The organism is Streptomyces sp. DH10 (genome assembly GCF_029813805.1).
Lineage (GTDB): Bacteria > Actinomycetota > Actinomycetes > Streptomycetales > Streptomycetaceae > Streptomyces > Streptomyces coeruleofuscus.
In genome coordinates this window covers 157,640-178,034 of the sequence record NZ_JARVKU010000021.1, presented here as the reverse complement: position 1 = coordinate 178,034, position 20,395 = coordinate 157,640, and the positions used below count along the sequence as shown (strand labels likewise).

Sequence of the window (20,395 nt, the reverse complement as noted above, 5' to 3'; positions counted from 1 at the left end):
GCCGAAGGCTGGGGGAGTGCCGGGCGGACGCCCGCGTACTGGTTGTACGTGGGTGTTCGCCCGGTGCGGCGAGAGGGCGTGCCGGGCGTCGCGGGGCAGGCGGGACTTTGCGGACACGCCCTAGGCGACTGCGGGCGCGTCCTTGGCTTGGCTGCCGCAGGCCGCCGGTCCCGGCTTGGCTGCGGGCAATCGTGCCGCTGAGGGGCTACCGCCGGTCAGCCGCAGCGCGGTCGGATGTAGCCGTCGCTGCCCGTGTTCACGTAGGCGTCCGAGATGTACTGGCCGCTCGCGATGTTGTCCCAGATGTTCGTCGTGCCGTAGGGGCCCGTGACCCTGGTGCCGGGTGTCTGGCAGTGGATCGGGACTCGGGAGCCCTCGGGCAGGCTCTTGACGATCGGGTAGCCGGTGCCGGGACCGCTGCGGACGTTGAGGCGGACCCCCGGTGCGATCGAGAAGTACGTGGCCGCCGCGGCCAGTGTGGTGACCAGCGGCATGCCGGCCTCGTGTGTGCTGCGCTCGGCCTTTTCGACAGGCTCGACTGACATGAAAACCTCCCCCGTTGAACCCCATGGCTGCCATGGAGTCCCGTTGATTCCCCTGAATCACGCCATCAAACACCTGTGCGTGACTCGCCAGCGGAGGCTAGCAAGCCGCCTCTGTCCCGGACGAGTCATCGACTAGGCTCCGTGCGTCGCGCGCGCGGACGAACAGCACGGGGGTGTTCCCATGGCGCCACAGCGGAACGTCGGAGCGGGCCCGGAAGCGGAACTTCCTGAGTACGCCGGTCACTACCGGCTTGAGTCCTGTCTGGGCTCGGGCGGCATGGGGGTCGTCCATCTGGCCCGCAGTACGTCCGGGATGAAGCTCGCCGTGAAGGTCGTGCACGCCGAGTTCGCCAAGGACCCCGAGTTCAGGGGGCGTTTCCGGCAGGAGGTAGGAGCGGCCCGGCGGGTCAGCGGCGCCTTCACCGCTCCTGTCGTGGATGCCGATCACGAGGCCGGACGGCCCTGGATGGCCACGCTGTTCATCCCGGGCCCGACACTGGCCCAAGAGGTGAAGCGGAACGGGCCCATGGCCCCGGCGCAGTTGCGCCGGCTGATGGCCGGGCTGGCGGAGGCCCTGCGTGACATCCACCGGGTCGGCGTTGTGCACCGGGACCTGAAACCGAGCAACGTCCTGCTCGCCGAGGACGGGCCGAAGGTCATCGACTTCGGCATTTCCCGGCCAAAGGACAGCGAGTTGCGCACCGAGACCGGGAAGCTGATCGGTACGCCGCCCTTCATGGCGCCCGAGCAGTTCCGGCGGCCCAGGGAAGTGGGGCCCGCCGCCGACGTGTTCGCCCTCGGGTCCGTCATGGTGCACGCGGCGACCGGGCGGGGGCCCTTCGACTCCGACAGCCCCTACGTCGTCGCCTATCAGGTCGTGCACGACGAGCCCGAGCTGGCCGGTGTGCCGGAAGAGCTGGCGCCGCTCGTGCTGCGGTGTCTCGCCAAGGAGCCCGAGGACCGGCCCTCCCCCGACGAGTTGATGCGGGAACTGCGGTCGGTGTCGGCCTCGTACGACACGCAGGCGTTCATACCCGCGCAGCGTGTGGACGAGGTTCCGGCGGAGGAAGAGGCGGAGGCGGAGGCCGCCGAGCAGGGCGGCGGGGGGCCGGGGGTTCCGGCGTCCGGATCCGGGGAGCGCCGGTCCAGGTTGCGGCTCGGCAGGCGGGCGGCTCTCGGTGCCGGGGCTCTCGGGCTGGCCGTCGCCGGTGCGCTGGCGGCCGTCCCCGTGCTGGTGGGCGGGAGTCCGGCGCCCGAGGTCACCGCTCCGCGGACCACGTCGGCCGCGTTCGCCGCGTGGGAGGCGCCGCCGTTGTCCGGGAAGAGCATGCCTCAGTGCTCGTACGCGGCGGGGAAGTTGCTCTGTGCCCAGACCGGGCTGGTCTTCGCTCTCGATCCTGTCGACGGGCGGCTGCTGTGGCGGCATCGCCTGGACGGGGTCGCCGCGAGCGGGCCGCCGAGTGGGGCTCCGGTCGTGTCCGGCGGGCTGGTGCCGGCCGGGCTGGGCCAGGGGCCGCGGGTGACGATGCTCGACCCCGGCTCGGGTGACGTGGAGCGGCGGCAGGAGCTGCCCGGGTACGGGGGGCTGCGGGCGGTCGGCGGCATGCTGCTGCTCACCGCGGCCGACGGCACGGTCACCGCGGTGGAGAGCGCCTCGGGCGAGGTGAAGTGGCGTCATCGGATTCCTGGACAGGACACGCCGTACTTCGTCTCGTTCCCCGGTGATCCGCTGGCGTACGCGGCGAGCGTGTCCGGCGACGGGTCCCGCACGAAGGTCACGGCGGTGGACCCGGGCACGGGCGACGTGCGGTGGGACGCGCGGCTGGAGGGGTCGTTGCAGCCCCTCGGGACGGTGGACGGGGCGGTCGTGTTCGTGTCGGTCGACGCCGTGCTCGGGGATGCGCGGGCCGTGGTGCGCTACGACCCGGAGAGCCGGGCGAGCGTGCGGGTGCCGTTGCGCATCCCGTTGCAGCAGGTGGAGGGGAGTGTGCGCGGGGACGTCGTTCATCTCATGGCGACGGGTGGGGCGCTGGTCGCCGTCGATCTGGAGGCGCGCAAGCAGCGGTGGAGTCTGGAGACGGGTGCCGTCCGGGGGTCGAAGCCGGTCGCCGACGACCGGTACGTGTACGTGACCGTGCCGGACGGGCGGCTGCTCGCCGTCGACGCGCGGCGCGGAAAGCTCGTCGGGCAGACGTCTCCGCGGCTGGGCGACCGGTCGGACCGGGTTCCGGCCGCGCTTCCCGAGCCCGTGCTCGTGGACGGCCGGGTCTACGCCGGGGCGCCGGACGGGACCGTCTTCGCCGTGAACGGGCGCGATCCGTCCGGCTGGTAGGACGTACGCGCAAGGGCCGCCCTCGGGAGACCGGGGGCGGCCCTTTCACGTGGAGAACGCTCAGCCGAGCATGGTCACGTCCCGCACGGCGCCCTTGTCCGCGCTGGTCGCCATCGCCGCGTAGGCCCGCAGCGCCGCCGAGACCTTGCGGTCGCGGTTCTTCGGGGCGTACACGCCGTTCAGCGCCTGCTCGCGGCGGGCCAGCTCGGCGTCGTCGACGAGGAGCTCGATGGAACGGTTCGGGATGTCGATGCGGATGCGGTCGCCGTCCTCGACGAGGGCGATGGTGCCGCCGCCCGCCGCCTCGGGCGAGGCGTGCCCGATGGAGAGGCCGGACGTGCCGCCGGAGAAGCGGCCGTCGGTGATCAGGGCGCAGCTCTTGCCGAGGCCGCGGCCCTTCAGGTACGAGGTCGGGTAGAGCATCTCCTGCATGCCGGGGCCGCCCTTGGGGCCCTCGTAGCGGATGACGACGACGTCGCCCTCCTTGATCTGCTTCAGCAGGATCTTCTCGACGGCCTCCTCCTGCGACTCGCAGACGACCGCCGGGCCCTCGAAGGTCCAGATCGACTCGTCGACGCCGGCCGTCTTCACCACGCAGCCGTCGACCGCGAGGTTGCCCTTGAGGACCGCGAGGCCGCCGTCCTTGGAGTACGCGTGCTCGACGGAGCGGATGCAGCCGCCCCCGGCGTCCTCGTCGAGGGCCTCCCAGCGCTCGGACTGGGAGAAGGCCTCGGCGGAGCGGACGCAGCCGGGGGCCGCGTGCCACATCTCGACCGCCTCGGGGGACGGGGAGCCGCCGCGCACGTCCCACGTCTTCAGCCAGTCCGACAGGGACGGGCTGTGGACCGCGTGCACGTCCTCGTTGAGCAGGCCCCCGCGGTGCAGCTCGCCGAGGAGGGCGGGGATGCCGCCGGCGCGGTGCACGTCCTCCATGTAGTACGTGCGGTCCTTGGCGACGTTCGGCGCCACCTTGGCCAGGCAGGGGACCCGGCGGGAGACCGCGTCGATCTCCTCCAGGCCGAAGGGGACGCCGGCCTCCTGGGCCGCGGCCAGCAGGTGCAGGATCGTGTTGGTCGAGCCGCCCATCGCGATGTCGAGGGCCATGGCGTTCTCGAAGGCCGCGAAGGTCGCGATGTTGCGCGGCAGGACCGTCTCGTCGTCCTGGTCGTAGTAGCGGCGGGTGATGTCCATGACCGTGTTGGCCGCGTCGACGTACAGCTTCTTGCGGGCCGTGTGGGTGGCCAGGACCGAGCCGTTGCCGGGGAGGGAGAGGCCGATGGCCTCCGTCAGGCAGTTCATCGAGTTGGCGGTGAACATGCCGGAGCAGCTGCCGCAGGTCGGGCAGGCGTTCTCCTCGATGCGGAGGATGTCCTCGTCCGAGATCTTCTCGTTCACGGCCTCGGACATCGCGTCGACCAAGTCGAGCGTGCGGACCGTGCCGTCGACGAGCGTGGCCCGGCCGGACTCCATCGGGCCGCCGGAGACGAAGACCGTCGGGATGTTCAGGCGCAGGGCCGCGTTGAGCATGCCCGGGGTGATCTTGTCGCAGTTGGAGATGCAGATCAGGGCGTCGGCGCAGTGGGCCTCGACCATGTACTCCACGCTGTCCGCGATCAGGTCGCGGGAGGGGAGGCTGTAGAGCATGCCGCCGTGGCCCATCGCGATGCCGTCGTCGACCGCGATCGTGTTGAACTCGCGCGGGATGCCACCGGCCTCGACGATCGCCTCGCTGACGATCCGGCCGACCGGCTGGAGGTGGGTGTGGCCCGGCACGAACTCGGTGAAGCTGTTGGCGACCGCGATGATCGGCTTGCGGCCGATGTCCGCACCCGGTACACCGGAGGCGCGCATAAGGGCGCGGGCGCCCGCCATGTTGCGGCCGTGGGTGACTGTGCGGGACCTCAGCTCGGGCATCGTCGCTCGCTCCTTCAGAGACTGCGTCAGAGGATTCGGAGATTTCTGACTGCTACCGAGCGTACGCCGGTCATCCAGAGGGCGGGACGGAGTGTCCGCAATACGGGATGCCTGTCTCGGCCGACGGCGGTTCAGGGCCCGGTGAGGTGGCCCTGTACGACCGGTGCCAGCCGCGCGATGATCTGCTCGGCGTCCGCCGAGGCCAGCGGCTCGACCTTGATGACGTACCGCAGCATCGCGGTGCCCACGAGCTGGGCGGCGGCGAGCTCGGCCCGCAGTTCGGCGTCCGGCAGCTCCAGTCGCCCCGCGATGCGGCGCAGCACCTGGGTGGCGACGATACGGCGGAAGACGGCGGCCGCCGTTTCGTTGGTGACCGCGGAGCGGACGATGGCGAGCAGGGGCGTGCGGGTGGCCGGGTTCTCCCAGATGCCGAAGAAGAAGCGGGCCAGGCGCTCCCCGACGCCGTCGAGCGGGCCCTCCTCGATGGCCTTGGGCGCCTGGAGGGCGGGTCCGAAGGCCTGGGTGATCGCCGCCTCGAAGACCTGTTCCTTCGTCCCGAAGTAGTGGTGCACGAGCGCCGAGTCGACCCCGGCCGCCTTGGCGATGCCGCGCACGGAGGTCTTCTCGTAGCCGCGCTCGGAGAACTCGTCGCGGGCGGCGGTCAGGATGCGGTCCCGGGTGTCGGCCGACTCCGTGCGCGGGGGGCGGCCCCGGCGGCGGGCGGTGGTGCCCGTGCCGGTGCCGGTGCCGTTGTGGGTGCCGGTCGGGGGCCGGTCGCTCATCGTCTCGCCGTTTCGGTCGTCGGCTCGGCGCCCTCGCTCATCGCCTCGGCACCTTCGCCGCCGAGGCCAGGTGCAGGCGCGTGAAGGCCAGCGCCTCCGCCAGGTCGGCCTCGCGCTCCGCGCTCGACATGGCGCGGCGGGTGTTGACCTCGATCACGACGTGCCCGTCGAAGCCGGTCAGGGCGAGCCGTTCCAGCACCTCGGCGCAGGGCTGATTGCCGCGGCCGGGCACGAGGTGCTCGTCCTTGGCCGAGCCCCTGCCGTCGGCGAGGTGGACGTGGCCCAGGCGGTCGCCCATGCGGTCGACCATGGCCAGCGCGTCGCTGCGGGCCGTCGCGGTGTGGCTGAGGTCGATCGTGAAGTGGCGGTAGTCGTCCTTCGTCACGTCCCAGTCGGGGGCGTACGCGAGCATCTCGCGGTCGCGGTAGCGCCAGGGGTACATGTTCTCGACGGCGAACCGTACGTCCGTCTCGTTCGCCATGCGCCAGATGCCCGCGACGAAGTCCCTGGCGTACTGGCGCTGCCAGCGGAAGGGCGGGTGGACGACGACGGTGCTCGCGTCGAGCTTCTCGGCCGCCGCGCGGGCCCGCTGGAGCTTGGTCCAGGGGTCCGTGGACCAGACGCGCTGCGTGATGAGCAGGCAGGGGGCGTGAACGGCCAGGACCGGGATCTGGTGGTAGTCGCTGAGTCTGCGCAGGGCCTCGATGTCCTGGCTCACGGGGTCGGTCCAGACCATGACCTCGACTCCGTCGTAGCCGAGGCGCGCGGCGATCTCGAAGGCCGTGGCCGTCGACTCCGGGTAGACCGAGGCCGTCGAGAGGGCGACCTTCGCGTCCGGGATCCTTACGGCTGGCTCTGCCATGCAGGACAGATTACGGGGTGTGGTCGGGGTGGAGCGGGGTGCCTATTCGCCGTTGTGGTGTTTGCCACGGGCGGGCAGGGTGCAAGGCCCCCTAAACGGACTCCATGTGATCCAGATGACGCAGGATCACGCCCTCCCGCAGCGCCCACGGGCAGATTTCCAGGCGCTCCACGCCGAAGAGGTCCATCGCGGCCTCGGCCACCAGGGCCCCCGCCAGCAGCTGGCCCGCCCTGCCCTCCGAGACGCCCGGGAGCTCGGCCCGTTCCGCCTCCGTCATGCCGGCCAGCCTCGGGACCCATTCCTCCAGGGACTTCCGTTTGAGTTCCCGCTGGACGTAGAGGCCCTCGGCGGAGCGGGCGGCTCCGGCGATGCGGGCGAGCTGCTTGAAGGTCTTGGACGTGGCGACGACGCGGTCGGGCGGGCCGAAGCGGCTGAACTCGCCGACCGTGCGGGCGACCTCGGTCCGGACGTGGCGGCGCAGGGCCCGCACGTCGTCCGGGGCGGGCGGATCGCCGGGCAGCCACCCGGCGGTGAGGCGGCCGGCGCCCAGCGGCAGGGACGCGGCCGCGTCGGGCTCCTCGTCGATGCCGTAGGCGATCTCCAGGGAGCCGCCGCCGATGTCCAGGACCAGCAGTTTCCCGGCCGACCAGCCGAACCAGCGGCGGGCGGCGAGGAAGGTGAGACGGGCCTCCTCCTCGCCGGTGAGGACCTGGAGCTCGACGCCGGTCTCGGTGCGCACGCGCTCCAGGACGTCGTCGGCGTTGCGGGCCTCGCGCACGGCGGAGGTGGCGAACGTCAGGAGGTCCTCGACGCCCTTGTCCTCGGCGGCCTGGAGCGACTCCTGGACGACCGAGACCAGCCGGTCGACGCCCTGGGGGCCGATCGCGCCGTCGTCGTCGAGGAGCTGGGCGAGGCGCAGTTCCGCCTTGTGCGAGTGCGCGGGCAACGGGCACGCGCCGGGGTGCGCGTCCACCACGAGCAGATGCACCGTGTTCGATCCCACGTCGAGGACACCGAGTCTCATGTACGGAACGCTACTGCCAGGAGTGCCGTCCGCCGTCCTCGGTGTGGGTACAAGGCCCGTACCCTGGACTCGTGCCAAAGACGAAAAAGGCGAAGCGCGACAAATCACCGGTCGCCCCGCGGCCCGACGAGAAGGGCCTCGACTTCGCCCGTGCGTGGGTGGAGTTCCCCGATCCGGCGGACGACGAGCAGGTCTTCCGCTGCGATCTGACATGGCTGACCTCTCGCTGGAACTGCATCTTCGGCAGCGGCTGCCAGGGCATCCAGGCCGGCCGCGCGGACGACGGGTGCTGCACGCTGGGTGCCCACTTCTCCGACGAGGACGACGAGAAGCGGGTCGCCGAGCATGTGGCGAGGCTCACGCCGGACATCTGGCAGCACCACGCCGAGGGAACCAGGAACGGCTGGGTCTCCGAGGACGAGGACGGCGACCGGCAGACACGCCCCTTCCAGGGCTCGTGCATCTTCCAGAACCGGCCCGGTTTCGCGGGCGGCGCGGGCTGCTCGCTGCACATCCTCGCCCTGAAGGAGGGCCGCGAGCCGCTGGAGACCAAGCCGGACGTGTGCTGGCAGCTGCCGGTGCGGCGGACCTACGAGTGGATCGACCGGCCCGACGACACGCGTGTGCTCCAGGTGTCGATCGGTGAGTACGACCGCCGCGGCTGGGGGCCGGGCGGCCACGACCTGCACTGGTGGTGCACCTCGGCGACCTCGGCGCACGGCGCGGGCGAGCCGGTGTACGTCTCCTACCGGCCGGAGCTGATCGAGCTGATGGGCAAGGCCGGTTACGACCGGCTGGTGGAGCTGTGCGAGGAGCGGCTGGCCTCCCAGCTGCCGCTGCTGGCGCCGCATCCTGCCGACCCGGCCGGCTGACGAGCGCGACCGCTTCGGCACCCAGGACTTCCAGGGCTGTTACGGCCGTCTAGGACGTGGGCGGGCTCGCGTCGCCGCCGTCCGAGGGCGGGGGCGTCGGGTCAGTCGGGGTCGTCGGCCCCGGGTCCGTGGGTGTGGGGTCCGGGTCGGGTGACGGGGGCGGGGTGGTCGGCGTCGGGTCCGGTGGGGCCGAGGTCGTGGGCGTCGGGTCGGGCCGGGTCGAGGGCGGGTCGCTCGGGCCGCCGGGGTGGGGGTCCGGACGCGGGCCGGGGTCGGACGGGCTGGGGGCGGTGCCGAAGCCCTCGATGTGGACGACGGCGCCCACCGGGGCGATCGCCACCTGCGCGCGCCAGGGGCCGGAGGGCTCCCGCAGATGGTCGACGTACACCTTGATCGTCAACGACTCGCCGGGCCGGAGCGTTCCCGACGACTGGCTCAGGTAGAGCCAGTCCGCTCCGGTGGACGCGGACCAGCGGACCGGGGACGGGCCCGTGGCGGTCAGGGTGACGAGGGTGGTGTCGCCGCTGTTGTCCGCCGCGACGCCCAGGGCGCTCTCGCGGCCGGCGCCGGCGACGCCGATGACCTCAACGGAGACGTCGGCCTTGCCGTCCTTGCCGAAGCGGGGGCCGGGTCTGGTGCTCGCGTTGCCGGCGTTCTCGTAGCCGCCGCCGGCCATCTCGCCGTCCAGGGCGAACGGGTCGTCCGCCTCGCGCGCGGAGGCGGAGCGGCCGTCCTGGCCCTCGCCGACGGGGGTGCCCCGGTAGGCGGCCCACAGCGCGAGCACGGGGGCGGCCACGACGGTGGCGACGACGGTCGTGGTGACGGCACGCGCGCGGAGGCGGTCCCTTCGTGCGGCGCGGTCCTTGGGGTCCATCGGGAAGCCGCGCCGGTCGAAGCGGGGTCCGGCGCCACGCGCGCGTGCGTGGTGGGTCATGGCGACGTGCACGGCCGCGCGCGGGGCCGGCAGGACGGGCAGTTCGGCGGGCGTGACGCTGGTGCCGGGCCAGCGGCCCGGGATGGCGCGCTCGGCGGTGCGGCGGCAGCGCGGGCAGTCGTCGACGTGCCGGACGAGTTCGCGGCGCAGGGTCGTGCCGAGCACGGGCCGGTCGTCGCCGACGAGGTGCGCGACGCTCGGACAGGCCCCGGTCTCGACCACGGCCAGGGCCGCACGCGTGCGTTCCACCTCGCAGGCGGCGGAGGCGAGGAGATCGCGGGCGGCGGCCGGGTCCATGCCCAGGACGGCGGCGACCTCCTGGGCGGCGAGGTGGTGGCGCACGGCCAGTTCGAGCGCCTCGCGCTGCTCCGGGGTGGTGCCGGCGGCCTCCGGCCAGGCCAGCAGGGCCAGTTCGCGCCGCCGCCGTTCCCGGACCTCCTCGGAGACGGCCGGGCCGGTTGGCCGGTCGGCGCGCTGCGGGCGGCCCGCGGCGTGGCTGCTCTGACGTTTCTGCTTGGCCTCGGCCAGCTTGCGCAGGCACGCCCAGCGGGCCAGCGCGTACAGCCACGCCCTGCGGTCGGCGGGGGCGTCGGGGACGTGCTTGCCGCGGCGTTCGGCGAGCGCGAGGGCGTCGCCGAGGGCGGCGGTCGCGGCGTCGTGGTCGCACAGCACGGACAGGCAGTAGGTGAACAGGCCGTCCAGGTAGGGCTCGTAGCGCGCGGGCGGCCGCTGCGCCAGCGTGCGCGCCGCCCCGCGGTCACGCGCTTCCCCGTGCGCCCGGTGCGGGCCGGCCGTGCGGGTCGAGCGGGTCGAGATCTCCGGAGTACTGCTCATCATTCGGCGACCGTAGGCGGCCGGGAGTGGCACCTTCCGGCGGCTTGAGCACATTTAATCCGTACGGGTGAAACGATCCCTCAAAAGGGGACATGAACCAGTGGTTCCGTTGCTGGCGCGGGGTGGCGGGGCCGTGGCGCGCAGGTGGCCGAGCCGGTCGGCGACCGCGTTGTCAGTGCCGACGGCTACGGTCTTGTCCATGGCTGCCCGTACGAAGACCACCAAGGACCGCCCGTCCTACCGCTGCACGGAGTGCGGCTGGCAGACGGCGAAGTGGCTCGGCCGCTGCCCCGAGTGCCAGGCCTGGGGGACGATCGAGGAATACGGCGCGCCCGCGGTCCGTACGACGGCGCCGGGGCGGGTCACCACCTCCGCCCTGCCCATCGGCCAGGTGGACGGCCGCCAGGCCACCGCCCGCTCCACCGGCGTGCCCGAGCTGGACCGCGTGCTCGGCGGCGGGCTCGTCCCCGGCGCGGTGGTGCTGGTCGCGGGCGAGCCGGGCGTCGGCAAGTCGACCCTGCTGCTCGACGTGGCGGCCAAGTCGGCGAGCGACGAGCACCGCACGCTGTACGTCACGGGCGAGGAGTCGGCGAGCCAGGTCCGGCTGCGCGCCGACCGCATCCACGCCATCGACGACCACCTGTACCTGGCGGCCGAGACGGATCTGGCGGCGGTGCTGGGCCACTTGGACGCGGTCAAGCCCTCGCTGCTGATCCTGGACTCGGTGCAGACGGTCGCCTCACCGGAGATCGACGGCGCGCCCGGCGGCATGGCCCAGGTGCGGGAGGTCGCCGGGGCCCTGATCCGGGCCTCCAAGGAGCGCGGCATGTCCACACTGCTCGTGGGCCATGTCACCAAGGACGGCGCCATCGCGGGCCCGCGCCTGCTGGAGCACCTCGTGGACGTCGTCCTGAGCTTCGAGGGCGACCGGCACGCGCGCCTGCGGCTCGTCCGCGGCGTCAAGAACCGCTACGGCACCACCGACGAGGTCGGCTGCTTCGAGCTGCACGACGAGGGCATCACGGGCCTGGCCGACCCGAGCGGGCTCTTCCTGACCCGCCGGGCCGAACCGGTCCCGGGCACCTGCCTGACCGTCACCCTGGAGGGCCGCCGCCCGCTGGTCGCCGAGGTCCAGGCGCTCACGGTCGACTCGCAGATCCCCTCCCCGCGCCGCACCACCTCCGGCCTGGAGACCTCCCGGGTGTCGATGATGCTCGCGGTGCTGGAACAGCGCGGCCGGATCAGCGCCTTGGGCAAAAGGGACATCTACTCCGCGACGGTCGGCGGTGTGAAGCTCTCGGAGCCCGCCGCCGACCTGGCCGTCGCGCTCGCCCTGGCCAGCGCGGCGAGTGACACACCTCTCCCCAAGAACCTCGTCGCGATCGGGGAGGTCGGCCTCGCGGGCGAGGTGAGACGGGTCACGGGCGTGCAGCGCAGACTGGCGGAAGCCCACCGTCTGGGCTTCACACACGCCCTCGTCCCGGGCGACCCGGGCAAGATCCCCTCGGGCATGAAGGTCCTGGAAGTCGCGGACATAGGGGACGCCCTGCGGGTCCTCCCCCGGTCCCGTCGCAGAGAGGCCCCACGGGACGAGGAGGGTCGCCGGTAGACTTTGCCCTGGTCTCGCCCGTCCGTGCGAACCGAGCGCGCGACACGGGGGCGCCCAGAACCTGCGACCGGAGGAGTGCAGTGGCAGCCAACGACCGGGCATCAGCTCCCGGAAAGTCCGGCGGGAGTGCCGGTACCGATGGCCTGATGCGCGCCTCTCTGAGCGCCGTGGCACCCGGAACCGCCCTGCGTGACGGCCTGGAGCGGGTGCTCCGCGGCAACACCGGCGGTCTCATCGTGCTGGGCTCCGACAAGACGGTCGAGGGGCTGTGCAGCGGCGGTTTCGTGCTGGACGTCGAGTTCACCGCGACCCGTCTGCGCGAGCTGTGCAAGCTGGACGGCGGCATCGTGCTGTCCTCGGACCTGTCGAAGATCCTGCGCGCGGGCGTGCAGCTGGTCCCGGACCCGGCGATCCCCACGGAGGAGACGGGCACCCGGCACCGCACCGCCGACCGCGTGAGCAAGCAGGTCGGCTTCCCGGTCGTCTCGGTCTCCCAGTCGATGCGGCTGATCGCCCTGTACGTGGACGGCCAGCGCCGCGTCCTGGAGGACTCGGCGGCGATCCTGTCCCGCGCCAACCAGGCCCTGGCGACCCTGGAGCGCTACAAGCTCCGCCTCGACGAGGTCGCGGGCACGCTGTCGGCACTGGAGATCGAGGACCTGGTCACCGTCCGGGACGTCTCGGCGGTCGCCCAGCGCCTGGAGATGGTGCGCCGCATCGCCACGGAGATCGCCGAGTACGTGGTGGAGCTGGGCACGGACGGCCGGCTGCTGGCCCTCCAGCTCGACGAGCTGATCGCCGGTGTGGAGCCCGAGCGCGAGCTGGTCGTCCGGGACTACGTCCCCGAGCCCACCGCCAAGCGCTCCCGCACGGTCGACGAGGCGCTGGCCGAGCTGGACGCCCTCACTCACGCCGAGCTTCTCGAACTGCCCACGGTGGCCCGCGCGTTGGGCTACACCGGCTCGCCCGAGACGCTGGACTCGGCGGTGTCGCCGCGCGGCTTCCGCCTGCTCGCCAAGGTGCCCCGGCTCCCCGGCGCGATCATCGACCGCCTGGTCGAGCACTTCGGTGGGCTCCAGAAGCTGCTCGCCGCGAGCGTCGACGACCTCCAGACGGTGGACGGCGTCGGCGAGGCCCGGGCGCGCAGCGTCCGGGAGGGGCTGTCGCGGCTGGCGGAGTCGTCGATCCTGGAGCGGTACGTCTAGCGCATGAGCGGCATCGGCCGCACTGGCTGGAACGGCTGGAACGGCTGAGGGCGGTACCCGGCAAGGGGTACCGCCCTCAAGCGTCTGAGCCGCCGGGTGCTAGTCGGCCGACAGCACGAACGACGTCTGCACCTTCGCGAAGCCCGGAGCCTTCGCTTCCACCAAATACGTGCCCTTCCCGGCCGAGCCCGCCGGAGGCGTGGCGCACTCGGGGGCGCTCGGCTTGCGGTCCCATTTCACGGTGTAGGTGATGCCGCTGCCCGCGGGCACCCGGTACAGCTGGTGTGCGGCGGCCTTGGGGCAGTCCTTCGAGGTCCAGTAGTCGTCGTCGGAGCTCGCCGGGGTGATCGTGAACACCGCGTTCTTCGGCCCGAGATCGATCTTGCAGTCGCTGCCGGAGATGTTCCGCGCGGTCAGCAGGAACGTGGGCGTCTGCTCGGGGTCGTAGCTGTTGTGCCGGCTGCGCAGGCTGAACTTGACCACGCTGGAGGTGCAGTTGGGCAGCGTGGAACCGGCCGGCAGCGTGTCGCCCAGGCCGACGCCGCCCACCGCGGTACCGCCCCCGGAACCACCGGCGCCGCCCGACCCGGCGGACCCTCCGGAGCCGGAACCGCCGCCGGAGCCCGTGCCGGAACCGCCCTCGGAGCCGTCGCCCGAGCCATCACCCGAGCCGTCGCCGGAACCGTCCCCGGACCCGGACGACGAGCCGCCGGAGCCCCCGCCACCCGACTCGTCGCGTCCGCCGGGCGCTTGGCTGATGGCCGGGCCCGAACTCGACGGGCCGGGCGTGATGGAGGGCGCGGGATTCTTGCCGTTGGCGTCGTTGCCGCCGTCGTCGCCGCCCCCGCCGCCCATGGTCACGATCCAGGTGGTCAGCAGCGCCAACAGGGCGACCACAGACACCAGTACGACCCTCCGACGCCAGTAGATGTTGGAGGGAAGCGGCCCGACCGGATTGCGCAGAGATCCCACGGCGCAAACCTTACGAGAGATCGGCGCGTTCGCCGGTCCCACCCGCCGCTCGGGACGACAACTTTTCCGGATCATCATCCCGGAAACCACCGCCCCACCCCTGTCTTTCGACAGGTACGGCACGCGACGATCGCTGGGTGTGACGGTATCGGCCTGCCGCCTACCGTCCGTGACCATGAACTTCGAGGACAGCGCGCTCTACCGCGACATCACCGACTTCGCCCACGGCACCCCGATGTGGGTACAGCACGGGGCCGGCATATGGACGGAGGCCGGACTGCTGGTCTTCGTCGCGCTGTTCGCCACCGCCTGGTGGCGTGCCCGCCGCGACACTCCCCACGCGTTCGCGATCGCGGCTCTCGCGCCTCTGGCCACGGCAGTGGCGTACATGTGCAGCGAAGTGCTCAAGTCCGCGGTCACGGAGGAGCGTCCGTGCCGTGCGGTCGCCGGTGCGGCCGCGTCCCTCGCCGAGTGCCCACCGCACGGGGACTGGTCCTTCCCGTCCAACCACGCCACGATCGCGGGTGCCGCGGCGGTCGCCCTGGCCCTGGTCCGGCGCGCGCTCCTGTGGCTGACGGCCCCGCTCGCCCTGCTCATGGCCTTCTCCCGGGTCTTCGTCGGCGTGCACTATCCGCACGACGTCGTCGCGGGGCTGGGCCTGGGCACGCTCGTCGCCCTCGTCGCCGTACGGCTGGGCACGGGCCCGGCGACGCGGCTGGCCCGGACGCTGCGCACCTCACCGACGCCGGCCGTGCGGTGGTTCACCGGGCCCGGCACGGCGCCCGTCACGTCGTACGGCTCGCACGCGCGGCGCTGAGCCGACCGGTATGCGCGTCGACGAGCCGGGACGCGCCCCCACCACCGCGCGCCCCGGTCGTCACGACTCCACCAGCCCCGCCTCGTACGCCACGATCGCCGCCTGCACGCGGTTGCGCACGCCCAGCCGGTCCAGGACCGCGCTCACGTACGCCTTCACCGTGCCCTCGACGAGGTGCAGCCGGGCGGCGATCTCCGGGTTGGACAGGCCGGCTCCGACCAGTGCGAGGACCTCGCGTTCGCGGGGGCTCAGGACCGCCACCCGTGTGCGTGCCCGTGCCTCGCGGGTGAGGCGGCCGCCACCGAGGCCTTTGTCGATGACGTACCGGGCCACCTTGGGCGACAGGAACGCGGCACCGGCTGCCACCGCCCGTACGCCGGCGATCAGTTCGTACGGGTCCCCGGACTTCAGCAGGAAGCCGGTGGCGCCACCGCCGAGGGCGCGGGTCACGTAGGCGCCCTCGGAGAAGGTGGTGAGCATCGCGACGGACGTGCCGGGCACGGTCCGTACGATCTCCTCCGCCGCCGTGAGGCCGTCCAGGCGAGGCATGCGGATGTCGAGCAGGGCCACGTCCGGGCGGTGGGCGCGGGCCAGCTCGACCGCCTCGCGGCCGTCGCCCGCCTCGGCGACGACCTCCGTCACGCCGCTGCTGGCCAGGATGGCGCGGACTCCGGCCCGGACCAGGGCCTCGTCGTCGGCCAGCATCACGCGGATCGCCGTGCTCGCCGTGCTCGCCGTGCTCGCCGTGCTCATCGTGCGAACTCCTCGTGTTCCTCTCGCTCTTCGCCGGACCGGCCGAGGCCCGGGACAACGTCCTTGGCGACCAGCCGCCCGGCGTCGAAACACAGTCTGAAGTGGTCGACGGAGACGAAGAGTTCGCCGCTCGCGCGGTAGTAACGGCAGTCGGCTCCCTGGGGTGGGGCGGGGGCCCGGTCGTCGGGCGGGTCGTTCACGTCACGTTCGGGGAGCACGCGCTCGACATCGGCCACCGGGGTGCCCGGGCGCAGTTTCGCGTAGGCGGCGGGTTGGAGCACCGAGTGCGTCTCGGCGTACGCGTACCAACCGAAGGCGGCACCGACGAGCACGACACCCACACCGGCCGCGGTGCCGAGGCCGACGGCGAAGCGGCGCCTGGCGTGTGTGAACGGCGCCCGGGCGGAGCCCGCCGGCCTGACCGCCGTCCGCTGCTCGGGGACGTACGCCCGGACCCGGAAGCCCTCCTTGTGGGGGCCCGCCTCGAAGGTGCCGCCGATGGCGGTCACGGTGGCGCGCAGCCCCAGCAGCCCCGTGCCGCCCCGGGAGGGCCGCGAACCGCCGTGGGTGGCAGGGCCGTTGGTGATGGTGACGGACGTGCCCGCGGCCCGCCCCGTCACCGCCACGGTCACGGCAGCGCCCGGTGCGTGCCGTGCCGCGTTGGTCAGTGCCTCCCGGACCACGCGGTGCAGCAGCCGTTCGGCGACCCCGCCGGGCTCGGCGGCGGGGCCCTGCCCGACGGGCTCGTAGCGCACCGGCAGGCCCGATTCCGCGGCGCGGGCGACGAGTTGCTCCAGCGTCTCGCCCGCCGGGGTCAGCGGCGCGGGCTCGTCGTCGTCCTCGCGCAGCACGCCGATGATGCGGTGCAGCCGGTCCGTGGCGTCGGCGGCGGCCGCGCGCAGGTCGGCCGCCGCGGTCCGGTGCTCCCCGGCGAGTCCGGGGGCGACCTGGAGGGCTCCCGCGCGCAGGGCGATGAGGCTCAGCTCGTGGCCGAGGGAGTCGTGCATGTCCTGGGCGATCCGGGCCCGTTCGCGCAGCCGGGCGCGTTCCTCGGCGAAGCGGGCCTCGTCCTCCAGCCGGGCGGCGCGCAGCCAGCCCGCCTCGGCCAGCTCGCGGCTCTGCCGCCAGTAGCGACCGCCGAGCCAGGGGAAGACGCAGCCGAAGAGCAGCGTGCCCGTCATGACGAGCCACTCGGGGGCCGGGTCGACGCCGACGAGCAGGATCCGGGAGGTGCCGGCGCAGCCGACGGCCGCGAAGCACAGCACCGCGGGGCGTGCCCGGCCCGCCCGCAGCCCGAGCAGCAGCGCGAACACGCCGAGGGCCGGGCCGTAGGAGACGGTGAACAGGGCCGGGGCGGCGGTGAAGCTCAGGGCGGCGGCCAGCCCGAAGGCCACGGGCGGCAGCCGCCGGGACACTGCGGCCGCGACCGCCAGCACCGCCACACCGGCCAGTTGCTGCCAGAGGGGACGCGGCTCGTTCAGCCCGAGCCGGTCCGCCGTGAGGGCCGGCAGGGCGAGAGCCGCCCAGAGCAGGGCGCGGCCGCCCGGTGCCACGGCGGGACGAGGACGTTCCATGCGCCCGACGCTATAGGCGGACAGCGGGGTGGCACTGCTGCCGATCGTCAGGTACGCCTGTCCCTCTTGAGTGGTGGTGTGCCCGGAACGCGGCCCCCGCGTGGCAGGATCGAATGGCCATGACTGCTCCCACGAAGCCCCCGCACACCAGCCCCGCCGACCCCGCGTCCGGCCCGCCCTCCGGCGAGAGCCTGCACTCCCCCGTCATCGACTGGTTCGACGAGAACGCCCGTGACCTGCCGTGGCGGCGCCCCGAGGCCGGGGCGTGGGGTGTGATGGTCAGTGAGTTCATGCTCCAGCAGACGCCGGTGAACCGCGTCCTGCCCGTCTACGAGCAGTGGCTGGCCCGCTGGCCGCGCCCCGCCGACCTGGCCAAGGAGGCGCCGGGCGAGGCGGTCCGCGCCTGGGGCCGGCTCGGCTACCCGCGCCGCGCCCTCAGGCTGCACGGCGCCGCCGTCGCGATAACGGAACGGCACGGCGGTGACGTACCGGCCGACCACGCCCAGCTGCTGGGGCTGCCCGGCATCGGCGAGTACACGGCCGCCGCCGTCGCCTCCTTCGCCTACGGGCAGCGGCATCCGGTGCTGGACACCAATGTGCGCCGGGTCCTCGCCCGCGCGGTCACCGGCGTGCAGTACCCGCCGAACGCCACCACCGCCGCCGAGCGCAAGCTCGCCCGCGCGCTGCTGCCGGAGGACGAGCCGACCGCCGCCCGCTGGGCCGCCGCCTCCATGGAGCTGGGCGCGCTGGTGTGCACGGCGAAGAGCGAGTCGTGCCACCGCTGCCCGATCGCCGCCCAGTGCGCGTGGCGGCTGGCGGGCAAGCCGGAGCACGACGGGCCGCCGCGCCGCGGTCAGACGTACGCGGGCACCGACCGGCAGGTGCGCGGGCGGCTGCTCGCCGTCCTGCGGGAGGCCCACGGTCCGGTTCCGCAGTCGGCCCTGGACCGGGTGTGGCACGAGCCCGTGCAGCGGGCCCGCGCCTTGGACGGCCTCGTCGCCGACGGTCTGGTGGAACCGCTGGCGGGAGGGCTGTACCGGCTGCCGCTGACCTGACGTACGGACAGCCAGGTCACAGAAGCGGGTCGCCGCCCGTCACAGTGATCGGGGTGGACAAATCACCCTGAATCCGCCCCAACACGCGCACCGTTGTACCCCGTTACCACGGCCGTTACACAACCGACGGACAGCCGAGTGCTAGCCGAAGGCTGCTTCGGACAGTGCCGTGACAACGCCTCCGTACCTTCAATTTCGTTCCCGGAAGACACGGGACGACCAAGGAACACAGGCAGTGCACGGGCGGCGCGGAGCCGGCCGTAACGGGGAAGCGGAAGGCGGTTCACCATGGCGCAGGGCGAGGTGCTCGAGTTCGAGGAGTACGTCCGCACTCGGCAGGACGCGCTGCTGCGCAGTGCCCGCCGACTGGTCCCGGACCCCACGGACGCGCAAGATCTGCTCCAGACCGCGCTGGTACGGACCTACGGCCGCTGGGAGACCATCGAGGACAAGCGGCTGGCGGACGCCTACCTGCGCCGGGTGATGATCAACACGCGAACGGAGTGGTGGCGGGCCCGCAAGCTGGAGGAGGTGCCGACCGAGCAGCTCCCGGACGCCTCGGTCGACGACTCCACCGAGCAGCACGCGGACCGCGCCCTGCTGATGGACATCATGAAGGTGCTCGCCCCGAAGCAGCGCAGTGTCGTCGTGCTGCGACACTGGGAGCAGATGTCCACAGAGGAGACGGCCGCCGCCCTCGGTATGTCGGCCGGAACGGTCAAGAGCACGCTGCACCGGGCGCTCGCCCGGCTCCGCGAGGAGCTGGAGTCCCGCGATCTGGACGCACGCGCGCTGGAGCGTGAGGAGCGGGAGCGGTGCGCGGCCTGACCGGCGAGGGGTCTGCACGGCCCCGGGCCAGCATCCAGGCGGTGAGTACGGCGCTGGCCGTACTCACCGCCCTCGGCCTTTTCGTGTCCGCGTGCGGCGCGGGCGGCACCGGCGCCCGTGACGAGGGCCCGGCGCACTCCGACTCGGTGGCGGGCGCCGCCGCCGCCACACCGTCCGCCGCGCCGTCGAAGACGCCCGACACGGTCGACGCCGTCCGGCTCGTCAAGGACGACCCGAAGGTCTCCCCCGAGGTGAAGCGCGAGCTGAAGCCGTGCGTCGCCGACGAGTACCCCGTCGACGTGTCCTACGGCAACATGACCGGCGGATCGGCCGACGACGTCGTCGTGAACGTGCTGACCTGCGGTGACGCGGTGGGTGTCGGCAGTTACGTGTACCGCGAGCAGGACGGCTCGTATCAGAATGTCTTCAAGGCCGAGGAGCCCCCGGTCTACGCGGAGATCGACCGCGGCGACCTGGTCGTGACCAAGCAGGTGTACGACAAGGGCGACCCGGTGTCGAGTCCCTCCGGGGAGAACGTGATCACGTACCGCTGGACCTCCGGCCGGTTCGACGAGGAGTACCGCACGCACAACGACTACGGGAAGGTCGTCGGCGACACCCCCACGCCGGAGCCCGCGAGCTGACCCGGACGCGAGGGCGCGTGAACCGATCGGGCCGCTCGGACCGATCCCTCGGTGAACGCAACACACGGACCGTGCGTCCACCAGAGAGACACGACAGAACGCACCCCACGAACCACGAGGACTGAGAGCACCGGGATGGCAGACCAGACCCACGTCCTGTTCGTCGAGGACGACGACGTCATCCGCGAGGCCACGCAGCTCGCCCTGGAACGGGACGGCTTCGTGGTCACGGCCATGCCCGACGGCCTGTCGGGCCTGGAGGCGTTCCGGGCGGACCGCCCCGACATCGCGCTGCTGGACGTCATGGTTCCCGGCCTCGACGGGGTCAGCCTGTGCCGCCGTATCCGGGACGAGTCGACCGTGCCGGTCATCATGCTGTCGGCGCGGGCCGACTCCATCGACGTCGTGCTGGGCCTGGAGGCGGGGGCCGACGACTATGTGACCAAGCCGTTCGACGGTGCCGTCCTGGTCGCCCGGATCCGCGCGGTGCTGCGCCGGTTCGGGCACGCGGGCGGCGGGCGGGCCGAGGAGCCGGCCTCGCCGCCGAACGGCGGGGTGCTGACCTTCGGGGACCTGGAGGTCGACACCGAGGGCATGGAGGTCCACCGGGCCGGGCAGCCGGTGGCGCTGACGCCGACCGAGATGCGGCTGCTGCTGGAGTTCTCCACGGCGCCGGGCACGGTGCTCTCCCGCGACAAGCTGCTGGAGCGGGTGTGGGACTACGGCTGGGGAGGGGACACCCGCGTCGTCGACGTGCACGTGCAGCGGCTGCGGCAGAAGATCGGCCAGGACCGTATCGAGACGGTCCGCGGCTTCGGCTACAAGTTGAAGGCCTGAGC

At 72.9% G+C, this 20,395-nt stretch carries 18 protein-coding genes; 9 read left to right on the top strand and 9 right to left on the bottom strand.

Annotation, left to right across the window (positions count from 1 at the left end; genetic code table 11):
• Positions 1-215: 215 nt before the first annotated feature.
• On the bottom strand, positions 216-545 hold the full coding sequence (locus QC385_RS34180) for an SH3 domain-containing protein (RefSeq protein WP_279545234.1): 330 nt from the start codon (positions 543-545) through the stop codon (positions 216-218).
• Between the two features lie 181 nt (positions 546-726).
• Between QC385_RS34180 and QC385_RS34175 the strand changes: the two genes are divergently transcribed.
• Positions 727-2,877: a serine/threonine-protein kinase gene (locus QC385_RS34175; protein WP_279545233.1), complete on the top strand. Its 2,151-nt coding sequence runs from the start codon at positions 727-729 to the stop codon at positions 2,875-2,877.
• A gap of 60 nt (positions 2,878-2,937) precedes the next feature.
• Here the strand turns inward: QC385_RS34175 and ilvD are convergent, their stop codons facing one another.
• The 4 genes from ilvD to QC385_RS34155 form a co-directional block, all read right to left on the bottom strand.
• The gene (gene ilvD / locus QC385_RS34170) at positions 2,938-4,791 is read right to left on the bottom strand and encodes a dihydroxy-acid dehydratase (RefSeq protein ID WP_279545232.1); all 1,854 of its coding nucleotides are present in this window, start codon (positions 4,789-4,791) and stop codon (positions 2,938-2,940) included.
• Positions 4,792-4,922: 131 nt separating this feature from the next.
• Positions 4,923-5,573, bottom strand: coding sequence for a TetR/AcrR family transcriptional regulator (locus QC385_RS34165; protein ID WP_279545231.1), 651 nt, complete (start codon positions 5,571-5,573; stop codon positions 4,923-4,925).
• 37 nt (positions 5,574-5,610) lie between these two features.
• Complete coding sequence (locus QC385_RS34160) at positions 5,611-6,435, bottom strand: sugar phosphate isomerase/epimerase family protein (RefSeq protein ID WP_279545230.1); 825 nt, start codon at positions 6,433-6,435, stop codon at positions 5,611-5,613.
• 91 nt (positions 6,436-6,526) lie between these two features.
• Complete coding sequence (locus QC385_RS34155) at positions 6,527-7,459, bottom strand: Ppx/GppA phosphatase family protein (protein ID WP_279545229.1); 933 nt, start codon at positions 7,457-7,459, stop codon at positions 6,527-6,529.
• Between the two features lie 71 nt (positions 7,460-7,530).
• On the opposite strand from QC385_RS34155, the gene QC385_RS34150 reads away from it, so the two are divergent.
• Positions 7,531-8,331, top strand: coding sequence for a hypothetical protein (locus QC385_RS34150; RefSeq protein WP_279545228.1), 801 nt, complete (start codon positions 7,531-7,533; stop codon positions 8,329-8,331).
• 49 nt (positions 8,332-8,380) lie between these two features.
• Here the strand turns inward: QC385_RS34150 and QC385_RS34145 are convergent, their stop codons facing one another.
• Positions 8,381-10,102, bottom strand: a complete 1,722-nt coding sequence (locus tag QC385_RS34145) for a BACON domain-containing protein (protein ID WP_279545227.1) — start codon at positions 10,100-10,102, stop codon at positions 8,381-8,383.
• Positions 10,103-10,298: 196 nt separating this feature from the next.
• Here QC385_RS34145 and radA point away from each other — a divergent pair, with 196 nt between their 5' ends.
• Positions 10,299-11,708 carry a DNA repair protein RadA gene (gene radA, locus QC385_RS34140; protein ID WP_086850964.1) on the top strand — a complete coding sequence of 470 codons (1,410 nt, stop codon included), beginning with the start codon at positions 10,299-10,301 and terminating at the stop codon, positions 11,706-11,708.
• Between the two features lie 80 nt (positions 11,709-11,788).
• Positions 11,789-12,913 carry a DNA integrity scanning diadenylate cyclase DisA gene (gene disA, locus QC385_RS34135; RefSeq protein WP_279545226.1) on the top strand — a complete coding sequence of 375 codons (1,125 nt, stop codon included), beginning with the start codon at positions 11,789-11,791 and terminating at the stop codon, positions 12,911-12,913.
• A 99-nt stretch (positions 12,914-13,012) separates the two neighbouring features.
• Here the strand turns inward: disA and QC385_RS34130 are convergent, their stop codons facing one another.
• Positions 13,013-13,885, bottom strand: coding sequence for a hypothetical protein (locus QC385_RS34130; protein WP_279545225.1), 873 nt, complete (start codon positions 13,883-13,885; stop codon positions 13,013-13,015).
• Between the two features lie 175 nt (positions 13,886-14,060).
• Between QC385_RS34130 and QC385_RS34125 the strand changes: the two genes are divergently transcribed.
• A complete protein-coding gene (locus tag QC385_RS34125) occupies positions 14,061-14,702 on the top strand; it encodes a phosphatase PAP2 family protein (RefSeq protein ID WP_279545224.1) in 642 nt (213 codons plus the stop codon).
• Positions 14,703-14,762: 60 nt separating this feature from the next.
• On the opposite strand, the gene QC385_RS34120 is transcribed toward QC385_RS34125, so the two are convergent.
• Together QC385_RS34120 and QC385_RS34115 are read right to left on the bottom strand one after the other, a co-directional pair.
• Positions 14,763-15,455 (bottom strand): response regulator transcription factor, encoded by a 693-nt coding sequence (locus tag QC385_RS34120; RefSeq protein ID WP_279545223.1) that lies wholly within the window; start codon positions 15,453-15,455, stop codon positions 14,763-14,765.
• The gene (locus tag QC385_RS34115; protein ID WP_279545222.1) at positions 15,452-17,029 is read right to left on the bottom strand and encodes a sensor histidine kinase; all 1,578 of its coding nucleotides are present in this window, start codon (positions 17,027-17,029) and stop codon (positions 15,452-15,454) included. The genes QC385_RS34120 and QC385_RS34115 overlap by 4 nt, the downstream gene beginning before the upstream one ends.
• A 119-nt stretch (positions 17,030-17,148) precedes the next feature.
• Between QC385_RS34115 and QC385_RS34110 the strand changes: the two genes are divergently transcribed.
• From QC385_RS34110 to cseB, 4 genes are all read left to right on the top strand, one after another.
• Positions 17,149-18,084: an A/G-specific adenine glycosylase gene (locus QC385_RS34110; protein WP_279545221.1), complete on the top strand. Its 936-nt coding sequence runs from the start codon at positions 17,149-17,151 to the stop codon at positions 18,082-18,084.
• A 288-nt stretch (positions 18,085-18,372) separates the two neighbouring features.
• Positions 18,373-18,912 carry a SigE family RNA polymerase sigma factor gene (locus tag QC385_RS34105; RefSeq protein WP_059423502.1) on the top strand — a complete coding sequence of 180 codons (540 nt, stop codon included), beginning with the start codon at positions 18,373-18,375 and terminating at the stop codon, positions 18,910-18,912.
• Positions 18,900-19,556 (top strand): hypothetical protein, encoded by a 657-nt coding sequence (locus tag QC385_RS34100; protein ID WP_279545220.1) that lies wholly within the window; start codon positions 18,900-18,902, stop codon positions 19,554-19,556. The genes QC385_RS34105 and QC385_RS34100 overlap by 13 nt, the downstream gene beginning before the upstream one ends.
• Before the next feature lie 135 nt (positions 19,557-19,691).
• Positions 19,692-20,393, top strand: coding sequence for a two-component system response regulator CseB (cseB, locus tag QC385_RS34095; protein WP_086839347.1), 702 nt, complete (start codon positions 19,692-19,694; stop codon positions 20,391-20,393).
• Positions 20,394-20,395: the final 2 nt, after the last annotated feature.